We start from the raw sequence: 25,317 nt of genomic DNA on the forward strand, positions 1-25,317 counted from the left end.
ATTCTCTACAAAATATTTTCGTACGTATCGCGGACTTCTTGAGGCCAGACACTGGTCTGAACCTCTCCGATGTGTTTCTTACGAAGAAGGAACATGGCCATACGAGACTGTCCGATACCTCCACCAATTGTCAGTGGGAAAAGGCCGTTAAGCAAGGCTTTATGCCATTCCAGCTCAAGACGATCTTCGTCTCCTGTAAGAGCCACTTGGCGACGAAGGGTATCCTCATCTACCCGAATCCCCATTGAGGAAAGTTCAAAGGCACAACCAAGAGATTCGTTCCAAACGAGAATATCGCCATTCAACCCCTTGTAGCCATTTTCAGACTCTGTTGTCCAGTCATCGTAGTCAGGTGCACGGCCATCATGAGGTTTTCCGTCAGGCAACTCGCCACCGATACCAATCAAGAAGACTGCACCGAACTCTTTACAGATCGCATTTTCACGCTCTTTCGGTGTTAGGTCTGGATAGCGTTCCACCAACTCTTCTGTATGGATAAAGGTGATTTGTTTTGGCAAGATGGATTCGATATCATAGCGGGCTTCTACGGCTAGCTCTGTCAGACGGATAGCCTTGTAAATCTTCTCAACAGTTTCTTTGAGATAGGCGATATTGCGTTGACCGTTTGGGATAACCTTCTCCCAATCCCACTGGTCCACATAAACTGAGTGGGTCGCGTCGAGCGAATCTTCGTCTGGACGAAGGGCCTTCATGTGAACAAACAGACCCTCACCTTCACCGAAACCAAAACGAGCCAAGGTGTGGCGTTTCCATTTGGCAAGTGAGTGAACGACTTCATAAGTTTCATCTGGAATCTGCAAAACCTTGACAGATACTGGATTTTCGACACCTGACAGGTTGTCCTGCATCCCATCCCCGACCTTGCTCAAGATAGGACCTTGAACTTCAACAACTTCTAACTTATCTTTCAAATACTGGGTAAAAGTGTTCTTCACAAAGGAAATTTCTTCTTGTTGATGAATAAAACTTTTCTTCATAAACAGCTCCTCAAAAATTAGTTAAAAGCATTATACACCTATTTCCAAGAAAAGAAAAGAGTAAATAAGAAAAAGTCAGTGCTCTTTTGAACACTGACTCAGTTATTCATTAATCGTTTCGACCAAAGATTCGTAAGATGCTAAGGAAGAGGTTGATAAAGTCTAGATAGATGCTGAGCGCCATTGAAATGACCCAACCTGTCGCTACTTGTCCTCTTGACTGCTCATAAACATAGCGAATCTTTTGGTTATCCCAAGCAATCAAACCTGAGAAAACCAAGACCATGGCAATACTAATCATGTAGTCAAAGAAACTATTGGCTAAAAATAGATTCACAACCATAGCAATGATGAGACCAACAAGCGCCGCCATCAAAGCTCGGCCCATTCCACTCAAATCTTTCTTAGTGAAAATCCCGATTGCCGCCATGACAAAGAATAGAAGGGCACTGGATACAAAGGCTGATAAGACGGTCCCAGGTGTATAGAAGGCTACGACAAAGCTGAGCGTAAAGCCATTTAAAACAGAATAAACTAAAAATACTGGGAGAGCTGCTGGGCTATTTTTTGCAGCCATGCTACTTGCAACAAAGACCAGAGCAAGTTCTGCAAAAGTTGCAATCATCAACCAGAGACGGCCATGCATTAAAAAGTAGACCAATTGAGCCTGAAAGACTGTCAACATCAAAGCTGACACGAGAGCCGATAGACCAATCCCAAGTCCCACAAAGGCATAAACCTTGGCGTAAAATTGATTGAGGCCTGAACGTTCTTGAATAATCGTTTGATTCATTCTGATTCTCCTTTTTTTATAAATATGTCTTGATTATAACAAAGATTTTATAAATTAGCTGAAATAAAACATCAAAATGCCTGCTGCAACTGCCACGTTGAGACTTTCTGCTCGGCCTTTCATGCCTATATGAACCAGCTGATCAGCACTCTCAGCCATGACAGAACTAATCCCCTGCCCTTCATTTCCCATGACTAAAACAAAGTTCTCTAGTGAAGAAAGCTCACGATAATCCTTTGAATCTCTCGATAAGGTCGTTGCTAGAAAGGGCAAATTGCTCTTTTTTGCCTCTACTACAAAGGTGGCAACAGGCATACGATAGATAGGCAAGTGAAAATGACTTCCTTGCATGGAACGCAGAGTCTTGAGACTGTAGATATCTGCTGACTTGTCTGAGACAATAACCCCTGTAAAACCTGCAGCATCCGCAGTCCGAATCATGGTACCTACATTCCCAGGATCTTGAACATCCTCTAAAAATAGATACTTGCCCTGACGAAAATCAGGCAGACCCACTTCTTCTTTTTGAATCACTGCAACAATCCCTTGAGGAGTTTGCGTATCTGCCAAATCCAGCAAAATCTCCTCTGAAACCCAGACTGTTTGTGGAAAAGCCGCTAGCTGATCTAGGTAACTTTCTAGGGCAAAGACCTTTTCAATCGTCACCCCTGCTTGAACAGCTTCTTCAAACAAGTGCCAGCCCTCAATCAAATAGGTAGACTTTCGATATTTTTTTTGATGCAATTTCTTGGCATTTTTTACCACAGAATTGGCTTTTGAGGTTATAATAGTCATAGAAATATTATAACACAATCAAAGGGGTTTGGTATGCAAAAGGTTAGAATGATTGCCCAAGGCAGGGTGCAAGGTGTTGGTTTCCGTTGGGGTGTTGTTACTTTAGCTCTTGAAATCGGTGGCATAACTGGTCGTGTCTGGAATAACGACGATGGCACAGTGGAAATTCTTGCTCAGGCAGACTCTTCTGCCACTATGGCAAAATTTATCCAAGAAATCCGAAAAGGTCCGACACCTTTTTCAAAAGTTACCTATCTAGATGTACAAATGAGCAACTTTTCATCCTATTCGGACTTCAAAGTCGCAAATTAGGTCTCTAGAACTATTGTATATTTTACAAAAAAACAGTAGAATAGAAAGGTATAATTTTTAAAGAAGGAATGAAAACATTGAAATCTATTAAACGTTTTGCCCTCTCTGCTATGGGAGTGGCTATGCTACTCGTCTTGACAGGTTGCGTTCAGATTGATAATGCAACAGGTAAGCCAATTGGTCCCGTTTGGGATTTCTTGGGTGCTCCGATGGGAGAAGCTATCAAGTACTTCGCTACTGATAAAGGTCTAGGCTTCGGGGTCGCTATCATTATCGTCACCATTATCGTTCGTTTGATTATCTTGCCACTCGGTATCTACCAATCATGGAAGGCGACACTTCACTCTGAAAAGATGAACGCTCTCAAACATGTGCTTGAACCACATCAAACCCGTCTCAAAGAAGCAACAACTCAGGAAGAAAAACTAGAAGCGCAACAAGCTCTCTTTGCTGCCCAAAAAGAACATGGTATCAGCATGCTCGGTGGTGTAGGATGTTTCCCTATCCTCATTCAAATGCCTTTCTTCTCTGCTATCTACTTTGCTGCCCAACATACTGATGGAGTTGCTCAAGCAAGCTACCTAGGAATTCCTCTAGGGTCTCCAAGTATGATTTTGGTTGCCTGTGCTGGTGTCCTTTACTATCTTCAATCGCTCCTCTCACTTCACGGAGTAGAAGATGAAATGCAAAGAGAACAGCTCAAGAAAATGATTTACATGAGCCCACTCATGATTGTCTTCTTCTCCTTCTTCGCACCAGCCAGTGTGACGCTTTACTGGGTTGTCGGTGGTTTCATGATGATTCTCCAACAGTTCATCGTTAACTATGTTGTTCGTCCAAAACTCCGCAAAAAAGTTCGTGAAGAATTTGCCAAAAATCCACCAAAAGCAAGTTCATTTTCAACTGGAGGCGGACGTAAAGATGTCACTCCAAACCAAGCAACTGCGATCATGACTAATAAGAAACATAAAAAACGCAATGCTGGTAAACAACATTCTAGAAAATAAGAAAAAGGCTTAGCTGAGAGGCTAGGCTTTTTATGCATCACAAAAGCCCGATGTCTCCATCGGGCTTCTTTTTTTATCCATGAACACGTTTCATGTAATCTTGGTAACTTTCTGTATCCATCAACTCCTTGGCATTCTTAACACGGTCTGCTGTTGGAGGTTTGACCCCTTCGAGCGAATAAGGAATCCCAAGTTCACGCCACTTGAATTCTCCCATCGTATGATAAGGTAGGATTTCAAACTTGTCAACATTTTTGAGGGTTTTGACGAATTTACCGAGTTCGATTAAGTCGTCATCTCTATCTGTCAATCCCGGAACCAGCACATGGCGAATCCAAACAGGCTTCCCAATATCTGATAGGTACTGGGCACAGGCCAAGATGTTTTTATTGGTTTGGCTTGTGACAATCTTGTGCTGTTCTTCGTTAATTTCCTTGATATCCAGGAGAACCAAGTCTGTCACCGCCATGAGTTTATTAAACTTTTCGAGATAACGTGGTTTATTACGGAACGGAAGGGCACAGGTATCCAAGGTACAGTGGATTCCTTTTTCCTTGGCCTTGGTAAAGAGGGCAATTAGGAAATCAATCTGTAAGAGGGCCTCTCCACCACTGACAGTGATTCCTCCCTTGTCTCCCCAGAAACCACGGTAGCGAAGGGCTTCTGTCAAGACATCGTCTACTGTCCGTTCGCGTGATTTATTGGTCTCCATAGCCCATGTATCGGGGTTATGACAGTACTGGCAACGCATGTGACAGCCCTGCAAAAAGACAATAAACCGAATCCCAGGGCCATCTACCGCCCCAAAACTCTCTGTCGAATGCACCATTCCTGTCACTTGTCCATAGTCAATTGTTTCTTCAGACATATCGTCACCTTCCTTGAAACCGTTTTATAGTTTTATTATATCACGAGTAAGGTGAAAAACAAGGTTTTTTTGTCTATTTTTTAGAAAGCAATCTGTTTTTCACTTTCATTTTCAATTTCTTTTACTGATCCGATTCAAAATCAAAACCATACAAGGTTGCAAAATAGTCCTCAGGGCGCTCTGCACGGCGGATTTGGCGGGCTTTGCCTTCTTCGGTATAGAGGATTTCTGCCGAGCGTAGTTTGGCATTGTACTGGTAACCCATGGAGAATCCATGTGCACCTGTATCATGAATCACTAGCAAATCACCGATTTCTGTATGAGGCAGTTCGCGGTTCACTGCAAATTTATCATTGTTTTCACAGAGTGAACCAACCACATCTACCACCTCAACTGGTCCATCTGTATGGGTCAGATTGGTGATATGGTGGTAGGCTCCATACATGGCTGGGCGCATGAGGTTGACTGCTGATGCATCCACACCTAGATAGGTACGGTAAGTTTTTTTCTTATGAGTGACTCTTGTGACCAAAGCTCCGTGAGGGGCTAACATAAAACGACCCAATTCGGTAAAAATCTTGACCTGACCAAGACCTGCTGGCGTAAGGACTTCTTCATAAACCTTACGCACACCTTCACCAATCATCGCAATATCATTTGGCTCCTGGTCTGGACGGTAATTGACACCAATACCACCAGAAAGATTGATAAAGTCTAGCGAAATGCCCAACTTTTCCTTGATTTCAACAGCCAATTCAAAGAGCTGACGTGCCAACTCTGGATAATAGAGATGGGTGACAGTATTGGATGCTAGGAAAGAGTGAATCCCAAAAGTCTTAGCTCCTTTTTCCTTCAAAATCGCAAAGGCTTCAAAGAGTTGATTCTTGGTCATGCCAAACTTGGCCTCTCCAGGATTGTCCATGATGTCTGTCCCCAGTTCAAAAACGCCACCAGGATTGTAACGACAAGAGATGATTTCTGGAATGCCTGCCGCTCGCTCCAGATGTTCAATGTCTTCAAAAGCATCCAAGTTAATGGTTGCACCTAATTCACGCGCATAGGCGTACTCTTGGTCTGGGGTATTGTTAGAAGAGAACATGATCTCAGAACCAGGAAAATCCAGTTTATGGCTCATCAAAAGCTCCACATAACTAGAACAGTCCACACCACAACCTTCCTCTTTGAGAATTTTCAAGATGGCTGGGGTTGGAGTAGCCTTAACTGCAAAATATTCCTTAAAGCCCTTGTTCCAGGAAAAGGCTTTGTTGACCGCTCTTGCTTTTTCGCGAATTCCCTTCTCGTCATATAAGTGAAAAGGAGTCGGGAACTCTGCAACAATCGTTTCTAAATCTTCTCGGCTGATAAATGGTGTTTTCATAAGCTTCCTTCTATTCTGTTTGCAAAGAAAGGCTGGGACAATCGTTCCAACCTTTAGTTCTATCTCTTATTTGTCTTCGTCAAAGATATTTCCAATCTCAACATCGATGGATTGGTTCTTAACATCAATATTGGTTACTTTCAAGAGTGACTTGTAATCAAACTGCTTTTCACGTTCTTCTTGGGCATTGTCTGCAAAAACTGCGACACCAGCTAGTTCCGAATCAAACTCACGCAAGAGACTGATCATCCCATTGACAGTTCCCCCACCTTTCAAGAAGTCATCCACGATCAAGACACGACTGCCTGCCTTGAGGCTACGTTTTGAAAGGAACATTTTCTCTATGCGGTCACCGCTTGAACCTGAAACATAGTTGACGCTGACCGTTGAACCTTCGGTAATTTTCAAGTCACGACGCACAATGACAAATGGAACATTGAGGACATTGGCAACTGCATTTGCAAGCGGAACCCCTTTAGTTGCTACTGTCATAACGGCATCGATTTTTTGGTCCATAAAGCTCTTGGCAATGATGCGTCCAATATTTTTCAAAATGGCAGGCGTACTGAGTAAATCAGACAGGTAGATATAGCCACCTGGCAAGATACGGTCACTTTCTGAAAGTTTGTCACGCAAGTCTGCGATCATTTCTTTGGCTTCATGGCTAGAGATTGATGGTGTAAAGATAACACCACCACCCGCTCCAGTCACAGTCTGGATATGGCCGATTTCGATTTCCTCAAAGGCACGCTTGATAATCACGATGTCCTCTGAGATAGATGATTTAGCAGATTCGTACTTTTCTGCAAAGGTGTTGAGACTTGTTAGTTTGTATGGATTATTAATCAAATAGTTGGAAATGACAACCATCCGATCACTTCTTCTTAATTTCATTTTTATTTACCATTCCATTTAATTTTGATATTTTATCCATTATACCACATTCACATAAAAAAACGAACATTATTGCGTAAAAAATGCTCGTTTTTCTTAAATCATTAATCTAAATCTGGTTTATAGAAGGAACGATTGTCCATAGCGAAGATTTTATTGGTCATTTCTCCTTTATCCACCAAAGCAAGAGCTGTTGTCATCATCATCATGCTGGCATCTAGATTATCGATCATATGAATAATCTCTGCCTCCATAATGCGTGGACGGACTGGACTTCCATACTCTAGCAAGCCATGGTGACTGAGGATGACATGGCGCAGTAGCACCACTTCTTCTCTAGTATCATCGATGCCTAGTTCCATGACTGTCTTAGTAATTTCACTATCGATGAGGGCGATATGGCCAAGGAGATTGCCTCGCACTGTGTACTCCGTCTGATCAGGACCACTGAGTTCTAAAACCTTAGCCAAGTCGTGTAGCATAATCCCAGCATAGAGCAGGCTCTTGTTGAGCTGAGGATAGATATCGCTAATGGCATCTGCCAAACGCACCATGGTTGCCGTGTGAAAAGCCAAACCCGTTTCAAAGGCATGGTGGTTGGTCTTGGCAGCCGGATAGGAGTAGAATTCCTTATCATACTTGGTGTAGAGACTACGAACGATACGCTGCCAGACAGGATTTTCAATCTTGAAAATCATTTGCGACATGTAGTCACGAATTTCCTTGACATCAACCGGCGACTTGACCTTGAAATCAGCTGGATCATTGGGTTCCCCAGGCTGAGGCAAGCGAAGAGTAATTTGATTGACTTGAGGTGTATTATTATAAACTTCTCGACGTCCCTGCATGTGGACGACTTTCCCTGCGGTAAAGGCCTCAACGTTATGAGGTTGGGCATCCCAGAGCTTCCCTTCAATCTCGCCGCTATCGTCTTGGAAGGTAAAGGCTAAGTAGTTTTTCCCAGCACGCGTCTGTCTCAGGTCAGCTGACTTGATCAGGTAAAAGCCTTCAAACAGCTCATCTTTTTTCATGTGACTAATCTTCATATTCTTCCTCATCTTCTTGGAAATGGAGTAGATCAAGCGCAGGCTCACCTTCTGATAATTCAATGTGACGGAGCGTCCGCTCGATAGCTGTGGTACGACGGTTTAATAATTCATCAATATTGCCAGAGGCATGTTGGAGATGCTTTTGTGCCTTGACCAGAATGCCTCCGAACTTGCCAAACTCGGTCTTGACGCTGGCAAGAGTCTTGCTGATATGGTCGGCACTCTTTTGGATATTGAGAGTCTTGAAGCCAACTGATAGAGAGTTAAGCAGGGCTGATAGGGTACTTGGACCAGCGACAATAATCTGCTCCTCCCGTCTCAAATCATCAAAGAAGACCGGATTGCGAACAATCTCTGAGTAAAGTCCTTCTGTCGGAACAAACAAGACTCCAAAATTGGTCGTCCGAGGTGGCGCTATGTACTTGCTCTTGATATCCTTGGCAAATCGCTTAACACTGGCTAGGAGTGACTTGCGACAACGTTCAATCTCGTCCTTATCGCCTGCTTCATAAGCTTCTTCTAAGCGGTAATAATCTGCCAGTGGAAACTTCGAGTCAATCGGTAAGTAGACATATTCTTGATCGGCTTGGCCAGGTAACTTGATGGCATACTCTACTCGTTCACTGGAGTTCTCAACCGTTGCAAATTCTCGTTCGTACTGGGCAGGTGTCATGATGTCTTCGATGATTTGCCCCAGTTGCAATTCGCCCAGAATCCCTCGCGTCTTGGTTCCAGAGAGAACTTTGTTAAGTGCACCGACATCGCGGGCAACTGTCTGCATTTCTCCCAAACCTCGGTTGACCGACTCCAGTTGTTTGGAAACTGTCTCGAAGGAAGCCTGCAAGCGCGTCTGCAAGGTCTTTTCTAGCTTTTCCTCGACCGTTTGGCGCATTTGTTCTAAACGTTGCTCATTGGACTCCTGCAAGGCTTGAAGGCGTTGGTCGGTCTTGTCCCTAGTTTGTAAAAGATTATCTGTCATTTCTTGACGGACTTGCGTCAGGCCTTGGTGCAACTCCATTCGCACTTCCTGCAAACGGTCGCTGACAGCCACTTCCAAATCTTTTTGATCCAGCTGACTGGCTTGTCTGGCTTGTTCAAAGCGGTAATCCAGTTGATCTGAAAGATTGTCTGCTTGATCCTCCAAACTCTTGGCTAGGTACTTGTCTTGCTTATCCTGCCTTTGCCAAATCAGAAAGAGTCCAGCTAGGTTGGCAATTAATAATAGTAGTAATACAGTCTCCATCCTACCTCCTGTCCTTGCTATGCAGCACGACGACATAGCCATCTGGGCAAGTTACCGAAACTTCCCTATCTATATATTCGTTAGAAGCGTACACTTTTTTAAAGAAAAAATTTTCCTCTGTCAATTCGTACTTGGCACCAAGAATAGTCAGCTGGCTATCCCGAACTGGCATAAAGGCTAGATAATCGTAGTCTGAACGGGGTTGAAGCTGACTGCTCCCTTCTGGACAATAGGCAATCAAGTTTTCCCCATCCTCAATCGCTATCTGGCGCATATAGGGTGCCAACTTGGGATTGCTAGGCAGAAAGACATTAGCCAGCATATGATCAATACGACCACCCAAAGCCCCAAAAATGGTCACTTGGGCTTGAGGATTTTGCTCAAAGATGGTCAAGAGAGCCAATTCCAGATCCGTATCATCCTTTTCTGGCTGAGCTTGAACAAAATGTTGGGCACGTTTTTGAATCAACTGGCGTTCGTCTGCAGTCACCGAATCAAAATCCCCAATTGCTAGAGTGAGAGGCAGATCTTCTTCCAAGACCCAGAGCGAACCGCGATCCACACCGACAAAGCAATCAAAATCCGTCCGATAATGACCGCGATCCCCGCCGGCAAAAACGGCAACCCTAGTCCAATTGTTTTCTGAGAGTTTGCACTCGTTCATTGACATCTCCCTTAAAGACATAAGACCCTGCTACAAAAACTGTAGCACCAGCTTCTTTAGCTTGAGAAATGGTTTGATCATCAATCCCACCATCGACTTCGATCTCAAAGTTCAAACCTTTTTCCTCACGAAGGGCAACCAACTCACGAACCTTGTCCATGGTTTCAGGCAGAAAAGTTTGCCCACCGAAGCCAGGATTCACTGTCATGACCAAGACTTGGTCAACTAGGTGAAGAACGTGCTTGATTGCCTCCACAGGCGTACCAGGGTTAATGACAACAGAAGGTTTGACACCAAGAGAACGAATTTTTTGAAGAGCCCCATGGATATGAGGCGTTGCTTCCACATGGATACTGATGATATCTGCACCTGCACGCGCAAAGTCCTCTAAATGATGCTCTGGATTAGCGACCATCAAGTGGCAGTCAAAGACCATCTTGCTATGGGGGCGAAGAGCTTCAACCACACCGGCACCAAAACTGATTTGTGGTACAAAGTGACCATCCATAATATCGATATGGGCATATTCAGCCCCAGTTGCTTCTAGACGTTTAATTTCTCGTTCAAAGTTGGCATAATCTGCTGCCAGAATTGACGGAGCAATCTTGTATTGAGACATCTGTTTCTCCTTATTTTGGAATTTTTTTGCTGACTTTTTTGTAGGTTTCTCTGCGATTTTCAATCTCACTGAGAAATTGCAGGTAGTTGTCAAAACGGAAGGTTGCAATGGTTCCTTCTTCTACAGCTGGCTTAACCGCACAGGACGGTTCATGGGTATGGGTACAAGTACGGAATTTACAGTCTCGACTGACACTGGCAATCTCTGGAAAGGCCTGATTGAGGTCTTCAGCCGTTGACACTTCATAATCCAGTGATGAAAATCCTGGCGTGTCCGCGATTTTACCCCCATTGAGATTGTAAAAACTAACAGCTCGAGTGGTATGGCGACCACGACCTAGACTGTCTGAGATCTCTCCTGTTTCAAGATTGAGGTCCGGTGCGATTTTATTGAGGAGGGTTGATTTTCCAACACCTGTCTGCCCCATAAAGACCGTCACTTTTCCTGTCAACAGGGGCAGGAGTTCCTCCTTACTGGTCACAAAGTCATAACCAATGGCACGATAGGTTTGTTCGTAAAAATCCAGTTCTCCCCTATCCTCCAGCAAGTCCATTTTGGAAATATAGACGATAGGATGGATGCCCTTGTGTTCCAGAAGAACCAAGAACCGATCCAGCAAATTGCTATTAAAATCAGGTTCCTTGACGGACATGATCACCACGGCTTGGTCAATATTGACAATAGGAGGACGGACCAGACTGTTTTTCCGTTCATGAATCTTAAGGATATAACCTTCAGAATTTTCCTCGGCAGAAAAGTCTACCCAATCCCCAACATAGGGCGTGTGCCCTTTTTTACGGAAATTCCCACGCGCACGTGTCTGGTAAACTTGACCACCACTCTCTACATAGTAGAATCCTGCCAAGGCTTTAATAATTTGTCCCTGCATCTTAGAGTCCTTGTCCTTTAAGCGCATCTGCCAGACTGGCAAATTCTTCCAAGCTAAGTGCTTCCCCACGCACAGATGGAGACAAGCCTGCCTGATCCAAAGCCTTGGTCAACTTTTCCTTGACTTCATCAGTCTTGCCAAAGTAGCCTGTTAAGTTGTTCCACAAGGTCTTGCGACGATGAGTGAAACTAGCCTTGGAAACTTTAAAGAAAAATTGTTCATCTTTCACTGCTACGGCTGGTTCTGGACGGCGTACCATTTTCAGGATAGCCGAGTCCACGTTTGGGGCTGGCACAAAGACCGTACGAGGCACGATAAAGGCAACCTTGGCTGTCATGTAATACTGGACAGCAATCGACAAACTACCGTAAGCCTTGGTATTGGGTTGAGCGGAGATACGATCTGCCACTTCTTTTTGCATCATAACGACAAACTCACTAAAAGGAATGCCACTTTCAATCAAGTGCATGAGAATAGGCGTCGTAATGTAGTAAGGCAAGTTGGCTACCACCTTAATGGGCAGGTCTGGATTTTTGAAATTCTGGATATGCTGCGCCAAGTCAACTTTGAGAATGTCCTCGTTGACTACGGTCACATTATCAAAATCACGCAGGGTATCCGCTAAAATCGGTACCAAACGGTGGTCAATCTCAAAAGCCATGACCTCTGCCGCACGCTCAGCCAAAAATTCTGTCAAGGCACCAATTCCTGGACCGATTTCAATGACATTAACCTGATCATCAATCTCAGCTGTATCCACGATTTTTTGAAGAATATTGGTATCCGTCAGGAAATTTTGCCCAAAGGATTTTTTAAAGGTAAAACCGTGACGCTCCAGCACTGCCTTGGTCACGCTATAATCTGCAATTCTCATTTATCTACTCTTTTTCCACATTACTATTAAAACCAGTAAAATAAAAATTATACTTTCCTGCCTTATCTATATTCTTTTTCTTTAAAAATCTAGTAAAGCTATCATTTTCAAAAACTATTGTATTATAAACATTTTCATTCTTTATACAAAATATATAATATTTGAAATTATTAGACTTTTGTATTTTCTCTGAAAATAGACTATTCCAACCAGAGAATAAACTTCCAGCAATATAGCTGGATTTGTTTTCCTCCGTTATATAATTTTTACTGATACTTATTTTTTTGTTATTTCTTTTTTCATCAACTCCTATGCCGTACGATACCAACCCATTAATAATATCCTTATAAATTTCTTCCCTATTTTCTGACTTAGAATCAATTTCAAAAAACTTGTTTCCTAAAATATAGTTATCAGCTATAATCCCTTCTCGGGCATCAAATACAGTTCCATATTCTGAAACAGATGTAGAATAAAATTGCTCAGCAAAATCATCCTCATTAGAGTCTTTAAATGTTCCTATAATCGTATTACTATCACTTAGTAATTCTTTCACTTTTTGTTCAGATAACTCACCAGTACTGATACTACAGTTGATAAATTCACATGCTTCAAATGAATTTGAAGCAAAAAAATCAGCAGAAAAAGTACACTCTACAAAGCTTTTGTCTTTAAACTTTACTTTTTCAATCTCATATCCAGTAACACCAAATTCAACATAACTGAAATATTTAACTTCCTTGGAACCAAATATTTCTTCCTTTTTCAAAGATATTATTTCTCTCATAACTGGTTTCAGTGCTGTGCTCAAATTATATTTCCAGTTCTCCGCCAACTCATTCCCAGGATTCTCTATTCCTTTTGGATATTTTATTGAACAAATTGTAGACAATACTTGAACAAAGTCAAGAGAAATATCTAATTTTAATATCTCATTCCATTCCTTTAATAATTTATTATACGTATCAATGATATATTCAATTTTTCCCGCCTTATAAAAGGGTAACTCTTTGGTCTTACTAATATCTGCAACAAGTTCTGTAAGTTGCTTATCATAATACTTCACAGTGTCTCTAACATTATCAGACACAGTATTTTTCTTATTTTCTTTACTTTGTTCAATAGCTTGATTCCAAGTAACTAATGTCGGCAACGCAATAACTATGCCCGCTAATACTTCTCCTTGGGATAAACTATTAAGAATTAAATTCTTACCCTCAAAAAGATTATTCATATATAAAATAATACCAACAATCACAACTCCGACTGCAGCAAAACTCAACAATAATTTACCATCCTTATTTTTCATACAGCCTCCTATTAACTTAAATACACTACCTTCATTTTAACATAATTCTCTACACTTTAGAGTCTTTCTCATAACTTTCCATAACCTCTTCCACTTCTGCCAAAGTTACTCCAAACAACTCCAACCGCTTGAGCAGCTGTTTCCCATTGGAATAACCGATGCGGAGCTGTTCGCCTAGATACTCTCGGCGCCTACGGCTGTCTGCTCCCGCTAGGAAACCTAGGCGAATCAAGTCACCACGACTGATGTCAAACTCGTTCTCGTTTTCAAATTGCTCTGTCACATGAGCCAGCGCTGTTTTTAGATCTTCATAGCTGGCGTGTTCAATTCCCAGAGAACGCCCCTTGGACTTGGATTTGGGAACAGCCTCATCTCGCTTGAGAAAGGCATGCTGCACTGTTGGAATGTCCGTCATAATCATGCGTCGAATGCGTTCCCCATTAAAATCTGGATCTGTAAAGACAATGACTCCATGCAATTCATGCAGGCGCTGAATCCGCTCTATATCCTGGTCATTTATTGCGGAACCTCGTGTTTCATAGGTCTCTACATCAAAGTAACGTTTGAGATTGGCTGTATCATCCCGTCCTTCGACCACGATGACTTGGGAAATTTTCTCTTTCATGATTGTTTTTCCAATCCAAAAATACGCTCGGCATTGGCACTTGTCACAGCAGCTAATTCTTCTGTCGTCATCCCACGCAAGTCGGCGATAAAGTCCACCACATAGCGAGTATAGGCTGTTTTGTTTTCACGGCCACGTTTAGGAACAGGAGCTAGGTAAGGGGCATCTGTCTCAACGAGGATTTTATCCAAAGGAAGTTCCCTAGCAGCCTCTTGAATATCCGTCGCTTTCTTAAAGGTCACTACACCTGAGAAAGAAATAATCATGCCAAGCTCGACAAACTTCTCAGCCCACTCCAAAGAGCCTGAAAATGAATGCATAATTCCACCACGAGGACCAACGCCCTCGCTCTTGATAATCTCATAAGTATCTTCTAGCGCATCACGAGTGTGGACCACAAAGGGCAAATTCAAGTCCTTAGACAGCTGAATCTGACGACGAAAAACCTGCTCCTGTACTTCCTTAGGTGCTGTCATCCAGTGATAGTCCAGACCAATCTCCCCCAAGGCAACAACCTTGGGATGTTTTAGCTTTTCAAGCAAGTAAGCTTCGACCTCATCTGTGTAAGTCCCTGCTTCCGTCGGATGCCAGCCAATAGTTGCGTAGAGTTGCTCATACTCATCTGCCAACTCTAGGGCTCGCTCAATGGTTGGCTTATCAAAACCAACAATATTCATCTGTGTCACACCCATCTCAGCAGCCAAGGCGATTTCTTCTGCCTCACGTCCTGCAAATTCTTCTACATTTAAATGTGTGTGCGTATCAAAAATATCCATACTATTTTTCCTTCTCTTTCCTCAATGTTCCTTAACTACCAGAAGAAAAGAATTTCTTTCTTCCATACTTCCCTATATTTCCTCTAGTTTCTATTCACTTTGGTTAGTACTTGGTTAGTTCTATGGTTAGCATCTACAGATGAATTTGATTAAGTTTCTCTCTCAATTCATCTTGTATATTTTTTGTTACATGACTATAGATCCTTAAAGTGATAGATTCATCTCTATGTCCAACTCGCTCCATAATAGCCTTTATGGGTATCCCTAGTTCAGCCAATAAACTAATATGCGAATGTCTAAGCATGTGAATATTATAGGATCTGTGCCCACCCAACACTACTTCACAAATATTTTTGATAAATCTATATAACAAAGGCTGTCTCATAATGTTACCTTGCTCAGTCACAAAGATGAACTCATCATCAAAACAGTTACTACGAAAGTACTCGATAATATCCAAGCAACGTTCACTTAGTACTATCGTCCTGACAGAACCTACTGTTTTCGTTGTCTGTAAGATTCTCTCATCATATCCATGAGCAACATAATCTATTGTATGATCAATTGTTAAAAGATTCTCTTTGAAGTTTACATCTTGATAGCGAACCCCTATAAACTCTGCAAAACGAAGACCAGTTAAAAAGATAAATTCCATTGCCAAAGCATAACGCTTATCTTTATTGTGACTTTCACAATACGATAAAACCTGTCCTAGTTCCTCTCTACTAATGAAATTATCCTTTGCTTTTTGCAACTTCTCATAGTCCGCTTTCTGCTTCGGAATTACCACCCCTTTAACTGGTGAGTCAGAAATATATCCGACCTTTACAGCATAATCAAAGATACCATTCAAGTATATTTTTCGATTTTTTCTTGTTGAATTTTGAACATTCAAATTCATTAGATATGTTTGAACTATCTGAGTAGTGTAATCTGATATTCTCAAATTTCCTACTGCTCCCATGAAAAGCTCTAAACTTTTCATCTCACTTCTATAACTAGAAGATTTTATCTCACTGGAACGAATCGTTTTCCATGCTTCCAATAGTTGACTAAAAATCATTTCTTCTAGTTGTTTCTTTTCAACTTCCTCTTTTGTAGGGGCGGTTAGAAGTTTTTCGATTTTTAGCGCTAAACGACGTTTTGCTTCTGCTTGAGAAACTCTAGATTTTGATTTTAGAGTCACAGAGACTTGCTTCCACTTTCCCTCTCGTTCATGATAGAATTTCTCATAATAACGGTATTTCCCATTATCCAATTTTTTAAAAAACATTTCTTCTCCTTGTACTTTTAAAGCAAAGGAAAGCTATGTAGCATAGCTTAATTATAACATAACTACATAGCTTCCTCATATTTCTTTTGTTTATAAAGCAGAAATTCCTTATAACCTTCAACGTTTATATATACTCTCTTATGAGAAGGCTTCAAAATGTATCCTTGGAATTTTTCATTTCTTCGCATTTCTGTTAGATCATTGTTTAAGGTTTTTAACGGAACATCAAATAATTCCGTAATCCCTTTCTTGCTTTTATATATATTTTTCATAAATTTCTCCTATTTTTGATATAATAGGGATGGTAAAAGACATTCTCTTTTATTACCTACTTAGCTTGTCAGTTGCTCCGCCAAAAGTGTCTGACAAGCTTTTTATGTTATCGTAAAACTCGGTAGTATATTCTTTCACGCCATAATGAGTTTCATGTTTTGTGGTACGTGAAAAAGTTGGAGGACTGTTAATTTTATAAGTCTTCATAAGTTCAGCCTTTGTTGTTGTAATTTCTAAAGGCTTTTCAATTCCTCTGCTTGTACGATAAATACGAATTCCTTTTGGATACATGTATAAACGAGCTCCTTTTACAATAGATTTATTTTGTGAACCCTCATCACCTATCTGCAAATTAGATAAATAAGCAATCAAATAATTCCCAACCTTATCAGCTCTCTTTAACCTCTTGGTCTTTGTAAAACCTTTCCCCCACATCTTAGCAAGGTCATTGTTAGGAATTGTTAGTTCGGAATCGTTCTTTAATAACACATGCAAATGCCACCTTCCACTAGCTTGTGGTTCAATGACCGTAATATAATCAACATTTCCAAACTGATTACGAATGCGTCGAATGAACGCTTTGAAATCCATGTAAACTATAGCCGGATCGGTAACATGGTCTCGATAAGTCAACGTTATCCATAACTGGTTGATACCTCCCGTAAAATTATGAGATACTAGACGGCGTAGTTTTTTCATAGTCTGTTTAGTAGACTTCAAATTATCGAGTCGTGTACTACTGGAAGTATCCATAGCGTGAATTTCTCCGGTCTCAAGATTTACGTAACGCTTGCCTTCAATCACTTTGATAATTTGTTCTTGTTGGCCGTTGGCTGTAGTCATTTCTACGGTATCACCATAAACATATGCTTTAACCAATTTATTGGGAAAAATTTGATTCATAATGTCTCCTTTCATTGTGCTTTTGTTTGACGCTTATCAAGTTAAGGCGTCGCACTATCGATGATTAAATTCAGATTTATTCCATGATTTATTGACAATAGGGACCCTAAGATTATAAAACTGATTGTGTCGGCACGGCGAACAAAGTTCGACCGCACCGCCCCAACCAGTCTAATCTATCTTAGCCTACTGTCAACAACTTTCACGGCATAAAGAATTTAACCATCTAAGACCACGGATGTTTCAATTTGAACAACCCCCCTTTAATCGTTCGTCTATCTGATTCATTACATATGATGAATACTAGATAGCGCAACCCATTCTTTACATATAGATCAGCGATACCATGAAGAGAATATTTGTGCAAATGAAAGATCCAAGTATCTTTTATTCTTAATAGAACGTCTGAATCTATCTCTCCAAAAACCTGAAACCGAAAAACTACACAACTAACTCCGAATTCTCGAATCCCATGGTTATCAATTGCACATAAAGGAACTCTTTCATCTGCTACGTGCACTCTCTGGACCGACTTGCTTCCATCGGCTTGAACAACTTCCTGAGCTTCGTAAATTGGAACTAGTGTATATGCAAACTGATTTTCCTGAATATTTTCTTTCACTAATTCTACCAATACATTTTGCGTAGAATCTAGAAATCTATTCCAGTTTTTTTGATTTTCTTCTATCTGGACTTTCCTCTGGTACTCCTGAAGTTTTCTACTACAAAGATGATAAACTTCCTTAGCACCTTCAAAAATCTTCATAGGTAATTCTTCGATAATCGATGGCATATTTGCCTCCTTTAAAGTGCAACAACTTCAATGACTTTTGCAGTCAAACTAAGCTGGTTACGATATTCTCCGTATACAATTGCTTTCTCAATGTCTACAATTTCTACAGATGTCAGCATTGGTTGAAACGAGTCATAATCCTTCATCGTTGCAAGTGGAACTTTTACAGTGAGTTGCTCTCCAATATTATTTTTTTCGTTTGGATAGTCGCTTTCATCAGAAAAGATAATTACTCCCACTTTTACTCCTTTTTCAATTTCTGAACCAGTCTCACTTTTTTCTGTCCACCTTGTGGAAGAAACATAGCGTAACTCTTTGAGAGAAAGAAACAACTGAGCATTAAACTCAGTAAAATGTGATAAATTTTTAAGTGCCATAATTAAAACCTTCTTTCTAGCTAGACTTAAAAGCAAATCGTCTACTTTTAATCAAATAAACACTGTGACGATTACAGATAACAACGTTTGAAATTACACCTCCTTATCTATTAGGAGAAATTTCAACAGAAATCGGAGGAGATTATAAATTTTTTAATTCTTTTCGTAGAATCTCTACAATACGCTCATAGTGTCTTTTTACAGTTTTGTCACTAAGTCTAACCTCCTTTGCAAGACTTAAGTACGATCTACCTTCAACCACTCCATATAGAATTTTTCTATCTCTTTCACTCAGCAAACTCTTAATAGTATCGTTTATAATAGCAATTTCTTCTTTTTTTATTAAGAAAGACAATGGGTCATTATAATCTGCTATCGTATCTAATAAAGAACCTGTGTCACCTGATCTACTATCTAAACTACAAAGACCATAAGATCGATCTTTTCTACATGAATTCTCATAGGACTGGTTTAATAAGTTATCTACCTTAGCCCAATCACCAGATAATACAGCTTTTTTAATTGCTTCTTCTCTACGTTGTTCTACTTTTGTTAAATCTACCATATGTTGGTACCTCCTGGGGATTTACCAACCATACAGAGTTTGTCTTCTCACGCTACCGTCAGTGGAAAAAACTTAGTAGTCATTTTAGATAAAAACAGTCAGATGTATAAAAAATAGCAGTTATACAAAATCGTATAACTGCTATGCATTTTTTAGAGCCAAATCTATATTCTATTTATTTTTTTATTCAATTATTCTTTTAGTTCTACTTTTTCTAGTTCCATTACTGCGTTATTTTCTTCATTTGAGGTATCATTCTTCAAAAATCCTATGAATACTTTCTTACCATTTTCAACCGGGATATAGAATTGCACTCTATCTAAATCAACATATATTTTTTCTGTATCCTTTATCTTATATCCTCTACTTTCCATGATTGCGATAATTTGTTCTTTTGTTTTCAAATTCTTAACAGTATTAGTAAATGACTCATATGAAGTTAAATAAATCACCTTATCTCCTACAATAATTCTATCACTTGAAAATTTAATATTAGGTAATCTATCTATATTTTTTTGATCTTCTTCCACAGATCCTTTAGTTCCATAAACCTTCGTAACACGATAAGTTCCGCTAATTTTTGTGTTTACTAATGGCACTAACTCATATGGTACAGATGTATTCTCACCAATTATATCAAGATATACCATCTTATGTTGATCTATCTTATACAGGATTCTTCCGTAACGTTCTTGGTCTTTATTATCAAGTAATGAAATAAACTTCAAATCTTCTTTTTTGATATCGCTATTTTTTAATATCTCGAAATTTTCCTTAAATGATTTGACTATATCTTCTTCCGAAAGTTTAGTTTTTGTGATATTTTTAAAATCAGAATATGAATCATGAATAGTTACATCATAATTAAATACTTCATTATTTTTTAGCATATAATCAATTTTTAATTTTTCTGAACCTGAAAATTCCCAAACACTAGTTTTAAGCCCTACTGAACCCCACTTCTTATCAAATAAATTATCACTTGATGAATTTTCAGAAAAATAATTAGATATACTTATACCTGCAGCAGCAAAGATTCCCAATATAACAATCGTAAGTAATATAACTTTCACTAGACTAAATTTTTTAGTTTTCTTATCATTCTGATTTTCTTTTTTTTCTTTTCCAATTTTTTTCTTGTTCATAATATCTCTTCTCCGTACTTTTTCTATTGTTTAAACAAAATCAGTGTTTAGCTCTTAATTATCTTTGTTATTTATATATTTTTTAAATTCATCTTTTGACATATACTGAGGACTAGGCATTTCAGGTATATTCTCAATATTTTCAATAATATTTGAAACAACTTCTAAGGCAATCCATTTAAAATTGGACTGTTTTTCTATTGTTTCATTTATATTTTTCCACTCTGTGGGAACCATATACGAGGGGTCTTCTGGAAGTTTAGGATAGATTCCTTTTTCAATAATTTTAGAAAGAAATCCGTATTCTCCATTTGGTAATGTTAGTAACAAATAACTAACATTTCTCTGGTACAAGTCTTTTGTCGTAAATAAAACTTTTCCACCATTATTTTTTGCAAAATAATAATGAGCTTCTAAGCTACCTAACTGAGAATATTTCTTCTCACCATTTCCCATGTCCCATTCTTGTAATTTATACACAGCTATTTCTTCTGTCATATCACTACTCCTATTGTATTGTTTTTTATCCATTTTAACACAAAATTGTATCGTTCGCTATACTATATTGATATTTTGGACAGTTAACTGTACTTAAAAAATCATATAAAGGATAGTAGAATAGTACAAAAGAGGAAATTACAGATGGAAGCTAATCAATTACAAAAATACATAGCAGAACGTATAAGAGAATGTAGAAAAGAACAGAATCTCAGCCAAGAACAATTATCCAATCAAGCCGGACTAGGTGTTAAAGCAATACAAAACATTGAGAATATGAAATATGATTTTAAAATACACACACTTGAAAAAGTGCTTACTGCTTTAGGACTGACCGTAGAAGACTTCTTTAATTTTCCACTCTCAAATAATTACGTCCCTATAACTACATTGATTGATAACATCTCAGATTTATCTCACACAAAAAAATTAAAAATAATTTCTTTGTTCAATGAAATTGTCAAAAATATAGATTAAAAGAGGAACTCTCAATGAATTCCTCTTTTTGTATGCTACTTTAGCTTTCCTTTGGTTAGCTTTTTTACTTTATAGATTCTAACTATTCTGATTAAAATTTAAAATTTCATATTTTTCAGAGATTACATTTCTATTTTCATCCAAAAAAGTTTGCTTTATCCACCGTCCTCGTATTTCACTTGACACCGAAATGGTTCTATCCATTCTTTTAATTTCCCTAAATAATTCACTAGAAAACTTTGCCTTTACTATTCCAGATAAAGTTTTTATAGAGACATTATTTCGAGCATTGGATGCACTAGATACTATTCCTTCAAAATCGAATTCTTCTGAAAACACTTCCGCATCATCTTGCTTTTGAACTAGAGAATTTAAGTCTTGAATAAATTTATCACTTTGTTCATTAACAATAATAGTGGATAACTTTTTCTTGTCCTTTTCCAAAGTTACAGTAAGGCCGTTTTCTTTTATGACATTATAAAATTCAACGAAAGATTTTACTATTTTATTATTCTCAAAAATTACATCTGAGTAGACATCCGACGCCTCTTTGTAATTTATAGATTCTGTAAAAACAATAAAGTCATCAAAATAAAGTTCAAATTCATCCTCAAAAAGAGTAACCTCTTCCGGACGAACTATTTCAAAATTTATATTGAATGAACCGGGGGTAAATGGTGTTAGTACAAGTTTCCCATTAGTAAATATATTATGTTCCCTTAAAAATACTTTTGATCCCTCTATAAAATTTTCCATCAAATTTATCGCTTTAGCAACGACATCTAAATCTGCTGAGTGTGAATTATAAGAATCAACTAGCTTTATTGTCAGTTGTTTATTATTTAAAATATCTGAAAATGTTGTGGCATATTCACTACATAGCATATTAAAACTTTTTCCACTAATCAAATCCCGCTCAAATTTTGAATCGTCCTCAGGGAAATACTCACTCGCATTAATGTTATTCTCTAATTCGAAAATTTTAACACCATATTTAACAAAGTTATTATTATTTTCTCTTTTTAGAATGGAAAAGTCATCTTCTAAATAAAACTCTTGAAGAAGTGTATTCGTAGAAATATCAGAAAATAGAGTTTTCAAATTCTTAATAGAAAGAGGTTTTACAAAAAATGTATCAAAATCAATTGCATATACAAAATAATATTTATCATCGATCTTCTTAGTAATAAATGACAATGGAATATCATAGTAATCAAAAATATAAAGATATTCTACTGATTCAAAATCCAAAATACTACTCATTTTCTATACCTCCTTCCTGAGCATCAAGAAAATTCACATCCTGAAACTCCCACAAATTTAAATGTTCTCCTTCTAACAGTCCCACACCATGACTAGGTAAAATATTTATCAACACAGCAACTTTATCTTTAAATTTAGGATAACGTTTTTTTAGTTCTTCAATTGCTTGCTCTGATGCAAAAAACGATAAAGCTTTGGCCTCACATAATTTTGGGGGCGGAAAATTCAAACCTAAATCTACGTGGGTTTTAAAGTCATCTTTTTCAGGAACCTCACTATTACATAATCTATAAAACGAACCTTCCATCTCTTTTGCTTCAGATGGCGGACAAGCATCTGGATAATCTTCACCATACTTCAACATATAATTCCCCTTCAAATTAAAACCAACTATTATTATTTTACTCTATGCAAAGTAAGTTTTCAAGTATCTACAAATATTATAGTGAAATAAAAAGAGAGATTTATCTCCCTCTTCGTTATGCTACTTTAACTTTCCTTTGGTTAGTTTTATGGTTAATTTATACCTTAATAATGTCAAGAGTCCTTAAACTGTACTCCAAACACTCTAGATATGCGTATCAAAAATCATCTCTTCTAACCTCATTTTCTTCCATCTATTATACCAAAAATAGCATCCCCCGGCTTGTAAAAATATTCTAATACCGATCATTCTCCCTTGACTGCCTTTTTTCAAAGCAGTATAATAACACTTATTGAAATTTTCATCAAAGGAAAAGAAAATGTTTAGAAAATTAAAATATACCTTTATCGGTCGACCACTCAAGTCTCTCACAGATGGTGAAGGGGGATTACTTGGAAAAATGCAGGCACTTGCAATGTTATCCAGTGATGCCCTGTCTTCTATTGCCTATGGACCTGAACAAGTCATTCTCGTTTTAGTCAGTCTCTCTCCTCTCGCTATTTGGTGGAGCCTCCCTATCGGTATTTTTGTTCTCTTACTCCTCGCTAGTTTGACCATTTCCTATCGTCAAATCATCCACGCCTATCCTCAAGGTGGTGGGGCTTATATGGTCACTCGGGAAAATCTCTCCTCTGAACTAGGCTTGATTGCAGGGGGCAGCCTCCTTGTTGACTATATGCTGACAGTAGCCGTATCCGTTGCTTCTGGAGCTGATGCTATTACTGCAGCCATCCCTGCCCTCCATCCCTATAATCTTCATATCTCTATTTTCCTAGTCTGCCTGCTCATGCTCTTGAATTTAAGAGGATTGAAAGAATCTGCCAGCTCTCTGATGATTCCCGTCTACCTCTTTATCTTCAGTACCGTCTTTCTCTTGCTTTATGGGTTCTTTCAACTATTTACAGGTTCCCTAAACTATCAGGCGACTTCAACCATTGGGCAAACCGTTCCGAGCCTTTCCATCGTTCTCCTATTGAGAGCCTTTACCAGTGGCTCTGCCTCTCTGACAGGGGTTGAGGCTATTTCAAATGCGGTACCATTTTTCAAAACTCCGAAAGAAAAGAATGCTGCTCAGACCTTGACCATCATGTCCTTGATTTTAGGTTTTCTTTTTGCAGGCATCACCTTCCTAAACTACTGGATGGGCATCACACCTCAAAATGGAGAAACCATCCTCTCGCAAATGGCCAAGGGCATTCTTGGTGATTCATTCTTTGGTCATGCTAGCTACTATCTCTTCCAGTTCTCAACAGCCTTGATTCTAGCTGTAGCTGCAAATACTGGCTTTTCAGCCTTCCCTATGTTGGCCTACAATATGGCTAAAAACAAGTACATGCCCCATCTCTTTATGGAAAAAGGGGATCGCCTTGGCTACTCCAACGGTATCTTAACTCTGGCTTTTGGAGCTATGATCCTTCTTCTCATTTTTAACGGGAATACTGAACGCTTGATTCCTCTTTATACTATCGGGGTCTTCGTTCCCTTTGCCCTTTCTCAGACTGGGATGATTCGTCATTGGAAAAAGGAAAAAGAAGCAAATTTCTTAAAACCTGCCTTTGCTAATATCCTTGGGGCCATCATTTGTTATGCTATTGTCCTCATTTTACTCCTCTTCAGACTGGGTGATATCTGGCCATTCTTCCCAATTATCCTAGTTCTAACTTTCCTCTTTTTGTCCATTCACAGCCATTACCAAAAAGTGGCAAAACAACTACGACTCTACGAAGGAATTGAAAAGCGCACTTACGACGGCAATCTTGTCCTTGTCCTAGTAGGAAATGTTACTCGAGTAAGTGTTGGAGCCATTAACTACGCTCAAAGTATCGGTGACGAAGTGTTGGCCATGCACATTTCTACTAAAGAAACGGCCGAAAAAGACCAAGAAATTCTTCAGGAATTTGCCGATTACTTCCCAAATATCACTCTGAAGAATATCAATACTAGCTACCGCGACATCATCACCCCTAGCGTTAAGTATGTCAAACGAATCGCCCAAGAAGCTAAGCAAAAAAACTACACTGTTACAGTCCTTGTCCCACAGTTTATCCCTAACAAGCCTTGGCAAAATATCCTGCACAATCAAATGAGCCTCAAACTAAAATACGCTCTCAGATGGCATGAAGACGTCGTTATCGCTAGCTACTCTTATCACTTAAAAGAATAAACAAAAACTCAAAATCAGTAACTTATATCTGGTTTTGAGTTTTTTGTATGTGACCTTTTAAACGAGCCC

General features: G+C 39.2%; 29 protein-coding genes. 4 read left to right on the plus strand and 25 right to left on the minus strand.

Annotated features, from left to right (window positions below; all coding sequences use genetic code 11):
* Positions 1-5: 5 nt before the first annotated feature.
* The 3 genes from asnA to BWR56_RS08380 form a co-directional block, all read right to left on the minus strand.
* A complete protein-coding gene (gene asnA, locus BWR56_RS08370; protein WP_000747998.1) occupies positions 6-998 on the minus strand; it encodes an aspartate--ammonia ligase in 993 nt (330 codons plus the stop codon).
* 109 nt (positions 999-1,107) lie between these two features.
* The gene (locus tag BWR56_RS08375) at positions 1,108-1,791 is read right to left on the minus strand and encodes a Bax inhibitor-1/YccA family protein (protein WP_001076863.1); all 684 of its coding nucleotides are present in this window, start codon (positions 1,789-1,791) and stop codon (positions 1,108-1,110) included.
* Positions 1,792-1,845: 54 nt separating this feature from the next.
* The gene (locus tag BWR56_RS08380) at positions 1,846-2,586 is read right to left on the minus strand and encodes a TrmH family RNA methyltransferase (protein WP_076984806.1); all 741 of its coding nucleotides are present in this window, start codon (positions 2,584-2,586) and stop codon (positions 1,846-1,848) included.
* A gap of 33 nt (positions 2,587-2,619) precedes the next feature.
* Here BWR56_RS08380 and BWR56_RS08385 point away from each other — a divergent pair, with 33 nt between their 5' ends.
* Together BWR56_RS08385 and yidC are read left to right on the plus strand one after the other, a co-directional pair.
* Complete coding sequence (locus tag BWR56_RS08385; protein WP_001174609.1) at positions 2,620-2,898, plus strand: acylphosphatase; 279 nt, start codon at positions 2,620-2,622, stop codon at positions 2,896-2,898.
* A 77-nt stretch (positions 2,899-2,975) separates the two neighbouring features.
* Positions 2,976-3,905 (plus strand): membrane protein insertase YidC, encoded by a 930-nt coding sequence (gene yidC, locus BWR56_RS08390; RefSeq protein WP_025168797.1) that lies wholly within the window; start codon positions 2,976-2,978, stop codon positions 3,903-3,905.
* A gap of 73 nt (positions 3,906-3,978) precedes the next feature.
* On the opposite strand, the gene pflA is transcribed toward yidC, so the two are convergent.
* From pflA to BWR56_RS08490, 20 genes are all read right to left on the minus strand, one after another.
* Entirely contained in the window at positions 3,979-4,773 is a 795-nt protein-coding gene (pflA, locus tag BWR56_RS08395; protein WP_001288280.1) for a pyruvate formate-lyase-activating protein, read from the minus strand.
* Positions 4,774-4,894: 121 nt separating this feature from the next.
* Positions 4,895-6,151, minus strand: a complete 1,257-nt coding sequence (locus tag BWR56_RS08400) for a diaminopimelate decarboxylase (protein WP_049505191.1) — start codon at positions 6,149-6,151, stop codon at positions 4,895-4,897.
* A 66-nt stretch (positions 6,152-6,217) separates the two neighbouring features.
* Complete coding sequence (gene purR / locus BWR56_RS08405) at positions 6,218-7,045, minus strand: pur operon repressor (protein ID WP_002874197.1); 828 nt, start codon at positions 7,043-7,045, stop codon at positions 6,218-6,220.
* A gap of 104 nt (positions 7,046-7,149) precedes the next feature.
* Positions 7,150-8,091 carry a 3'-5' exoribonuclease YhaM family protein gene (locus tag BWR56_RS08410; protein WP_071851888.1) on the minus strand — a complete coding sequence of 314 codons (942 nt, stop codon included), beginning with the start codon at positions 8,089-8,091 and terminating at the stop codon, positions 7,150-7,152.
* A complete protein-coding gene (locus tag BWR56_RS08415; RefSeq protein ID WP_071851890.1) occupies positions 8,081-9,337 on the minus strand; it encodes a DNA recombination protein RmuC in 1,257 nt (418 codons plus the stop codon). Before BWR56_RS08415 ends, BWR56_RS08410 begins: the two co-directional genes overlap by 11 nt.
* Position 9,338: 1 nt before the next feature.
* Positions 9,339-10,001, minus strand: a complete 663-nt coding sequence (locus BWR56_RS08420) for a thiamine diphosphokinase (protein ID WP_001001245.1) — start codon at positions 9,999-10,001, stop codon at positions 9,339-9,341.
* Positions 9,964-10,620, minus strand: coding sequence for a ribulose-phosphate 3-epimerase (gene rpe, locus BWR56_RS08425; protein WP_042903152.1), 657 nt, complete (start codon positions 10,618-10,620; stop codon positions 9,964-9,966). The genes BWR56_RS08420 and rpe overlap by 38 nt, the downstream gene beginning before the upstream one ends.
* Before the next feature lie 10 nt (positions 10,621-10,630).
* On the minus strand, positions 10,631-11,509 hold the full coding sequence (rsgA, locus tag BWR56_RS08430) for a ribosome small subunit-dependent GTPase A (protein ID WP_009013709.1): 879 nt from the start codon (positions 11,507-11,509) through the stop codon (positions 10,631-10,633).
* A gap of 1 nt (position 11,510) precedes the next feature.
* The gene (gene rsmA / locus BWR56_RS08435) at positions 11,511-12,383 is read right to left on the minus strand and encodes a 16S rRNA (adenine(1518)-N(6)/adenine(1519)-N(6))-dimethyltransferase RsmA (RefSeq protein ID WP_001216843.1); all 873 of its coding nucleotides are present in this window, start codon (positions 12,381-12,383) and stop codon (positions 11,511-11,513) included.
* Between the two features lie 4 nt (positions 12,384-12,387).
* A complete protein-coding gene (locus tag BWR56_RS08440) occupies positions 12,388-13,692 on the minus strand; it encodes a hypothetical protein (protein ID WP_000790643.1) in 1,305 nt (434 codons plus the stop codon).
* Positions 13,693-13,741: 49 nt separating this feature from the next.
* A complete protein-coding gene (rnmV, locus tag BWR56_RS08445; RefSeq protein ID WP_000659980.1) occupies positions 13,742-14,317 on the minus strand; it encodes a ribonuclease M5 in 576 nt (191 codons plus the stop codon).
* On the minus strand, positions 14,314-15,093 hold the full coding sequence (locus tag BWR56_RS08450) for a TatD family hydrolase (RefSeq protein ID WP_071851900.1): 780 nt from the start codon (positions 15,091-15,093) through the stop codon (positions 14,314-14,316). Before BWR56_RS08450 ends, rnmV begins: the two co-directional genes overlap by 4 nt.
* A 133-nt stretch (positions 15,094-15,226) precedes the next feature.
* On the minus strand, positions 15,227-16,366 hold the full coding sequence (locus BWR56_RS08455) for a tyrosine-type recombinase/integrase (protein WP_071851902.1): 1,140 nt from the start codon (positions 16,364-16,366) through the stop codon (positions 15,227-15,229).
* 62 nt (positions 16,367-16,428) lie between these two features.
* Positions 16,429-16,638, minus strand: coding sequence for a hypothetical protein (locus BWR56_RS08460; protein ID WP_033585487.1), 210 nt, complete (start codon positions 16,636-16,638; stop codon positions 16,429-16,431).
* Positions 16,639-16,690: 52 nt separating this feature from the next.
* A complete protein-coding gene (locus BWR56_RS08465; RefSeq protein ID WP_076984808.1) occupies positions 16,691-17,542 on the minus strand; it encodes a rolling circle replication-associated protein in 852 nt (283 codons plus the stop codon).
* Between the two features lie 226 nt (positions 17,543-17,768).
* Positions 17,769-18,335 (minus strand): hypothetical protein, encoded by a 567-nt coding sequence (locus BWR56_RS08470; protein ID WP_071851904.1) that lies wholly within the window; start codon positions 18,333-18,335, stop codon positions 17,769-17,771.
* Positions 18,336-18,346: 11 nt separating this feature from the next.
* Positions 18,347-18,712 carry a hypothetical protein gene (locus tag BWR56_RS08475; protein ID WP_071851906.1) on the minus strand — a complete coding sequence of 122 codons (366 nt, stop codon included), beginning with the start codon at positions 18,710-18,712 and terminating at the stop codon, positions 18,347-18,349.
* Between the two features lie 142 nt (positions 18,713-18,854).
* Positions 18,855-19,277 (minus strand): LuxR C-terminal-related transcriptional regulator, encoded by a 423-nt coding sequence (locus BWR56_RS08480; RefSeq protein ID WP_071851908.1) that lies wholly within the window; start codon positions 19,275-19,277, stop codon positions 18,855-18,857.
* A 191-nt stretch (positions 19,278-19,468) separates the two neighbouring features.
* Positions 19,469-20,422 (minus strand): hypothetical protein, encoded by a 954-nt coding sequence (locus tag BWR56_RS08485; protein ID WP_071851910.1) that lies wholly within the window; start codon positions 20,420-20,422, stop codon positions 19,469-19,471.
* Positions 20,423-20,476: 54 nt separating this feature from the next.
* Positions 20,477-20,920 (minus strand): hypothetical protein, encoded by a 444-nt coding sequence (locus BWR56_RS08490; RefSeq protein WP_070567721.1) that lies wholly within the window; start codon positions 20,918-20,920, stop codon positions 20,477-20,479.
* 144 nt (positions 20,921-21,064) lie between these two features.
* On the opposite strand from BWR56_RS08490, the gene BWR56_RS08495 reads away from it, so the two are divergent.
* Positions 21,065-21,397 carry a helix-turn-helix domain-containing protein gene (locus BWR56_RS08495; protein ID WP_070480163.1) on the plus strand — a complete coding sequence of 111 codons (333 nt, stop codon included), beginning with the start codon at positions 21,065-21,067 and terminating at the stop codon, positions 21,395-21,397.
* 78 nt (positions 21,398-21,475) lie between these two features.
* Here BWR56_RS08495 and BWR56_RS08500 read toward each other — a convergent pair whose 3' ends face one another.
* Together BWR56_RS08500 and BWR56_RS08505 are read right to left on the minus strand one after the other, a co-directional pair.
* Positions 21,476-22,660: a hypothetical protein gene (locus BWR56_RS08500; protein ID WP_070480162.1), complete on the minus strand. Its 1,185-nt coding sequence runs from the start codon at positions 22,658-22,660 to the stop codon at positions 21,476-21,478.
* On the minus strand, positions 22,653-23,024 hold the full coding sequence (locus BWR56_RS08505) for a hypothetical protein (protein WP_070480161.1): 372 nt from the start codon (positions 23,022-23,024) through the stop codon (positions 22,653-22,655). The genes BWR56_RS08500 and BWR56_RS08505 overlap by 8 nt, the downstream gene beginning before the upstream one ends.
* A gap of 379 nt (positions 23,025-23,403) precedes the next feature.
* On the opposite strand from BWR56_RS08505, the gene BWR56_RS08510 reads away from it, so the two are divergent.
* Entirely contained in the window at positions 23,404-25,248 is a 1,845-nt protein-coding gene (locus tag BWR56_RS08510; protein ID WP_071851912.1) for an APC family permease, read from the plus strand.
* The last annotated feature ends 69 nt before the right edge of the window (positions 25,249-25,317 follow it).

Source organism: Streptococcus oralis (assembly GCF_001983955.1).
Classification (GTDB): domain Bacteria; phylum Bacillota; class Bacilli; order Lactobacillales; family Streptococcaceae; genus Streptococcus; species Streptococcus jiangnanensis.

Bases quoted from the DNA above. Each gene is read 5' to 3' on its own strand.
- asnA (WP_000747998.1), bottom strand. From the start codon at position 998: ATGAAGAAAAGTTTTATTCATCAACAAGAAGAAATTTCCTTTGTGAAG.
- BWR56_RS08375 (WP_001076863.1), bottom strand. From the start codon at position 1,791: ATGAATCAAACGATTATTCAAGAACGTTCAGGCCTCAATCAATTTTAC.
- BWR56_RS08380 (WP_076984806.1), bottom strand. From the start codon at position 2,586: ATGACTATTATAACCTCAAAAGCCAATTCTGTGGTAAAAAATGCCAAG.
- BWR56_RS08385 (WP_001174609.1), top strand. From the start codon at position 2,620: ATGCAAAAGGTTAGAATGATTGCCCAAGGCAGGGTGCAAGGTGTTGGT.
- pflA (WP_001288280.1), bottom strand. From the start codon at position 4,773: ATGTCTGAAGAAACAATTGACTATGGACAAGTGACAGGAATGGTGCAT.
- BWR56_RS08400 (WP_049505191.1), bottom strand. From the start codon at position 6,151: ATGAAAACACCATTTATCAGCCGAGAAGATTTAGAAACGATTGTTGCA.
- purR (WP_002874197.1), bottom strand. From the start codon at position 7,045: ATGAAATTAAGAAGAAGTGATCGGATGGTTGTCATTTCCAACTATTTG.
- BWR56_RS08410 (WP_071851888.1), bottom strand. From the start codon at position 8,091: ATGAAGATTAGTCACATGAAAAAAGATGAGCTGTTTGAAGGCTTTTAC.
- BWR56_RS08415 (WP_071851890.1), bottom strand. From the start codon at position 9,337: ATGGAGACTGTATTACTACTATTATTAATTGCCAACCTAGCTGGACTC.
- BWR56_RS08420 (WP_001001245.1), bottom strand. From the start codon at position 10,001: ATGAACGAGTGCAAACTCTCAGAAAACAATTGGACTAGGGTTGCCGTT.
- rpe (WP_042903152.1), bottom strand. From the start codon at position 10,620: ATGTCTCAATACAAGATTGCTCCGTCAATTCTGGCAGCAGATTATGCC.
- rsgA (WP_009013709.1), bottom strand. From the start codon at position 11,509: ATGCAGGGACAAATTATTAAAGCCTTGGCAGGATTCTACTATGTAGAG.
- rsmA (WP_001216843.1), bottom strand. From the start codon at position 12,383: ATGAGAATTGCAGATTATAGCGTGACCAAGGCAGTGCTGGAGCGTCAC.
- BWR56_RS08440 (WP_000790643.1), bottom strand. From the start codon at position 13,692: ATGAAAAATAAGGATGGTAAATTATTGTTGAGTTTTGCTGCAGTCGGA.
- rnmV (WP_000659980.1), bottom strand. From the start codon at position 14,317: ATGAAAGAGAAAATTTCCCAAGTCATCGTGGTCGAAGGACGGGATGAT.
- BWR56_RS08450 (WP_071851900.1), bottom strand. From the start codon at position 15,093: ATGGATATTTTTGATACGCACACACATTTAAATGTAGAAGAATTTGCA.
- BWR56_RS08455 (WP_071851902.1), bottom strand. From the start codon at position 16,366: ATGTTTTTTAAAAAATTGGATAATGGGAAATACCGTTATTATGAGAAA.
- BWR56_RS08460 (WP_033585487.1), bottom strand. From the start codon at position 16,638: ATGAAAAATATATATAAAAGCAAGAAAGGGATTACGGAATTATTTGAT.
- BWR56_RS08465 (WP_076984808.1), bottom strand. From the start codon at position 17,542: ATGAATCAAATTTTTCCCAATAAATTGGTTAAAGCATATGTTTATGGT.
- BWR56_RS08470 (WP_071851904.1), bottom strand. From the start codon at position 18,335: ATGCCATCGATTATCGAAGAATTACCTATGAAGATTTTTGAAGGTGCT.
- BWR56_RS08475 (WP_071851906.1), bottom strand. From the start codon at position 18,712: ATGGCACTTAAAAATTTATCACATTTTACTGAGTTTAATGCTCAGTTG.
- BWR56_RS08480 (WP_071851908.1), bottom strand. From the start codon at position 19,277: ATGGTAGATTTAACAAAAGTAGAACAACGTAGAGAAGAAGCAATTAAA.
- BWR56_RS08485 (WP_071851910.1), bottom strand. From the start codon at position 20,422: ATGAACAAGAAAAAAATTGGAAAAGAAAAAAAAGAAAATCAGAATGAT.
- BWR56_RS08490 (WP_070567721.1), bottom strand. From the start codon at position 20,920: ATGACAGAAGAAATAGCTGTGTATAAATTACAAGAATGGGACATGGGA.
- BWR56_RS08495 (WP_070480163.1), top strand. From the start codon at position 21,065: ATGGAAGCTAATCAATTACAAAAATACATAGCAGAACGTATAAGAGAA.
- BWR56_RS08500 (WP_070480162.1), bottom strand. From the start codon at position 22,660: ATGAGTAGTATTTTGGATTTTGAATCAGTAGAATATCTTTATATTTTT.
- BWR56_RS08505 (WP_070480161.1), bottom strand. From the start codon at position 23,024: ATGTTGAAGTATGGTGAAGATTATCCAGATGCTTGTCCGCCATCTGAA.
- BWR56_RS08510 (WP_071851912.1), top strand. From the start codon at position 23,404: ATGTTTAGAAAATTAAAATATACCTTTATCGGTCGACCACTCAAGTCT.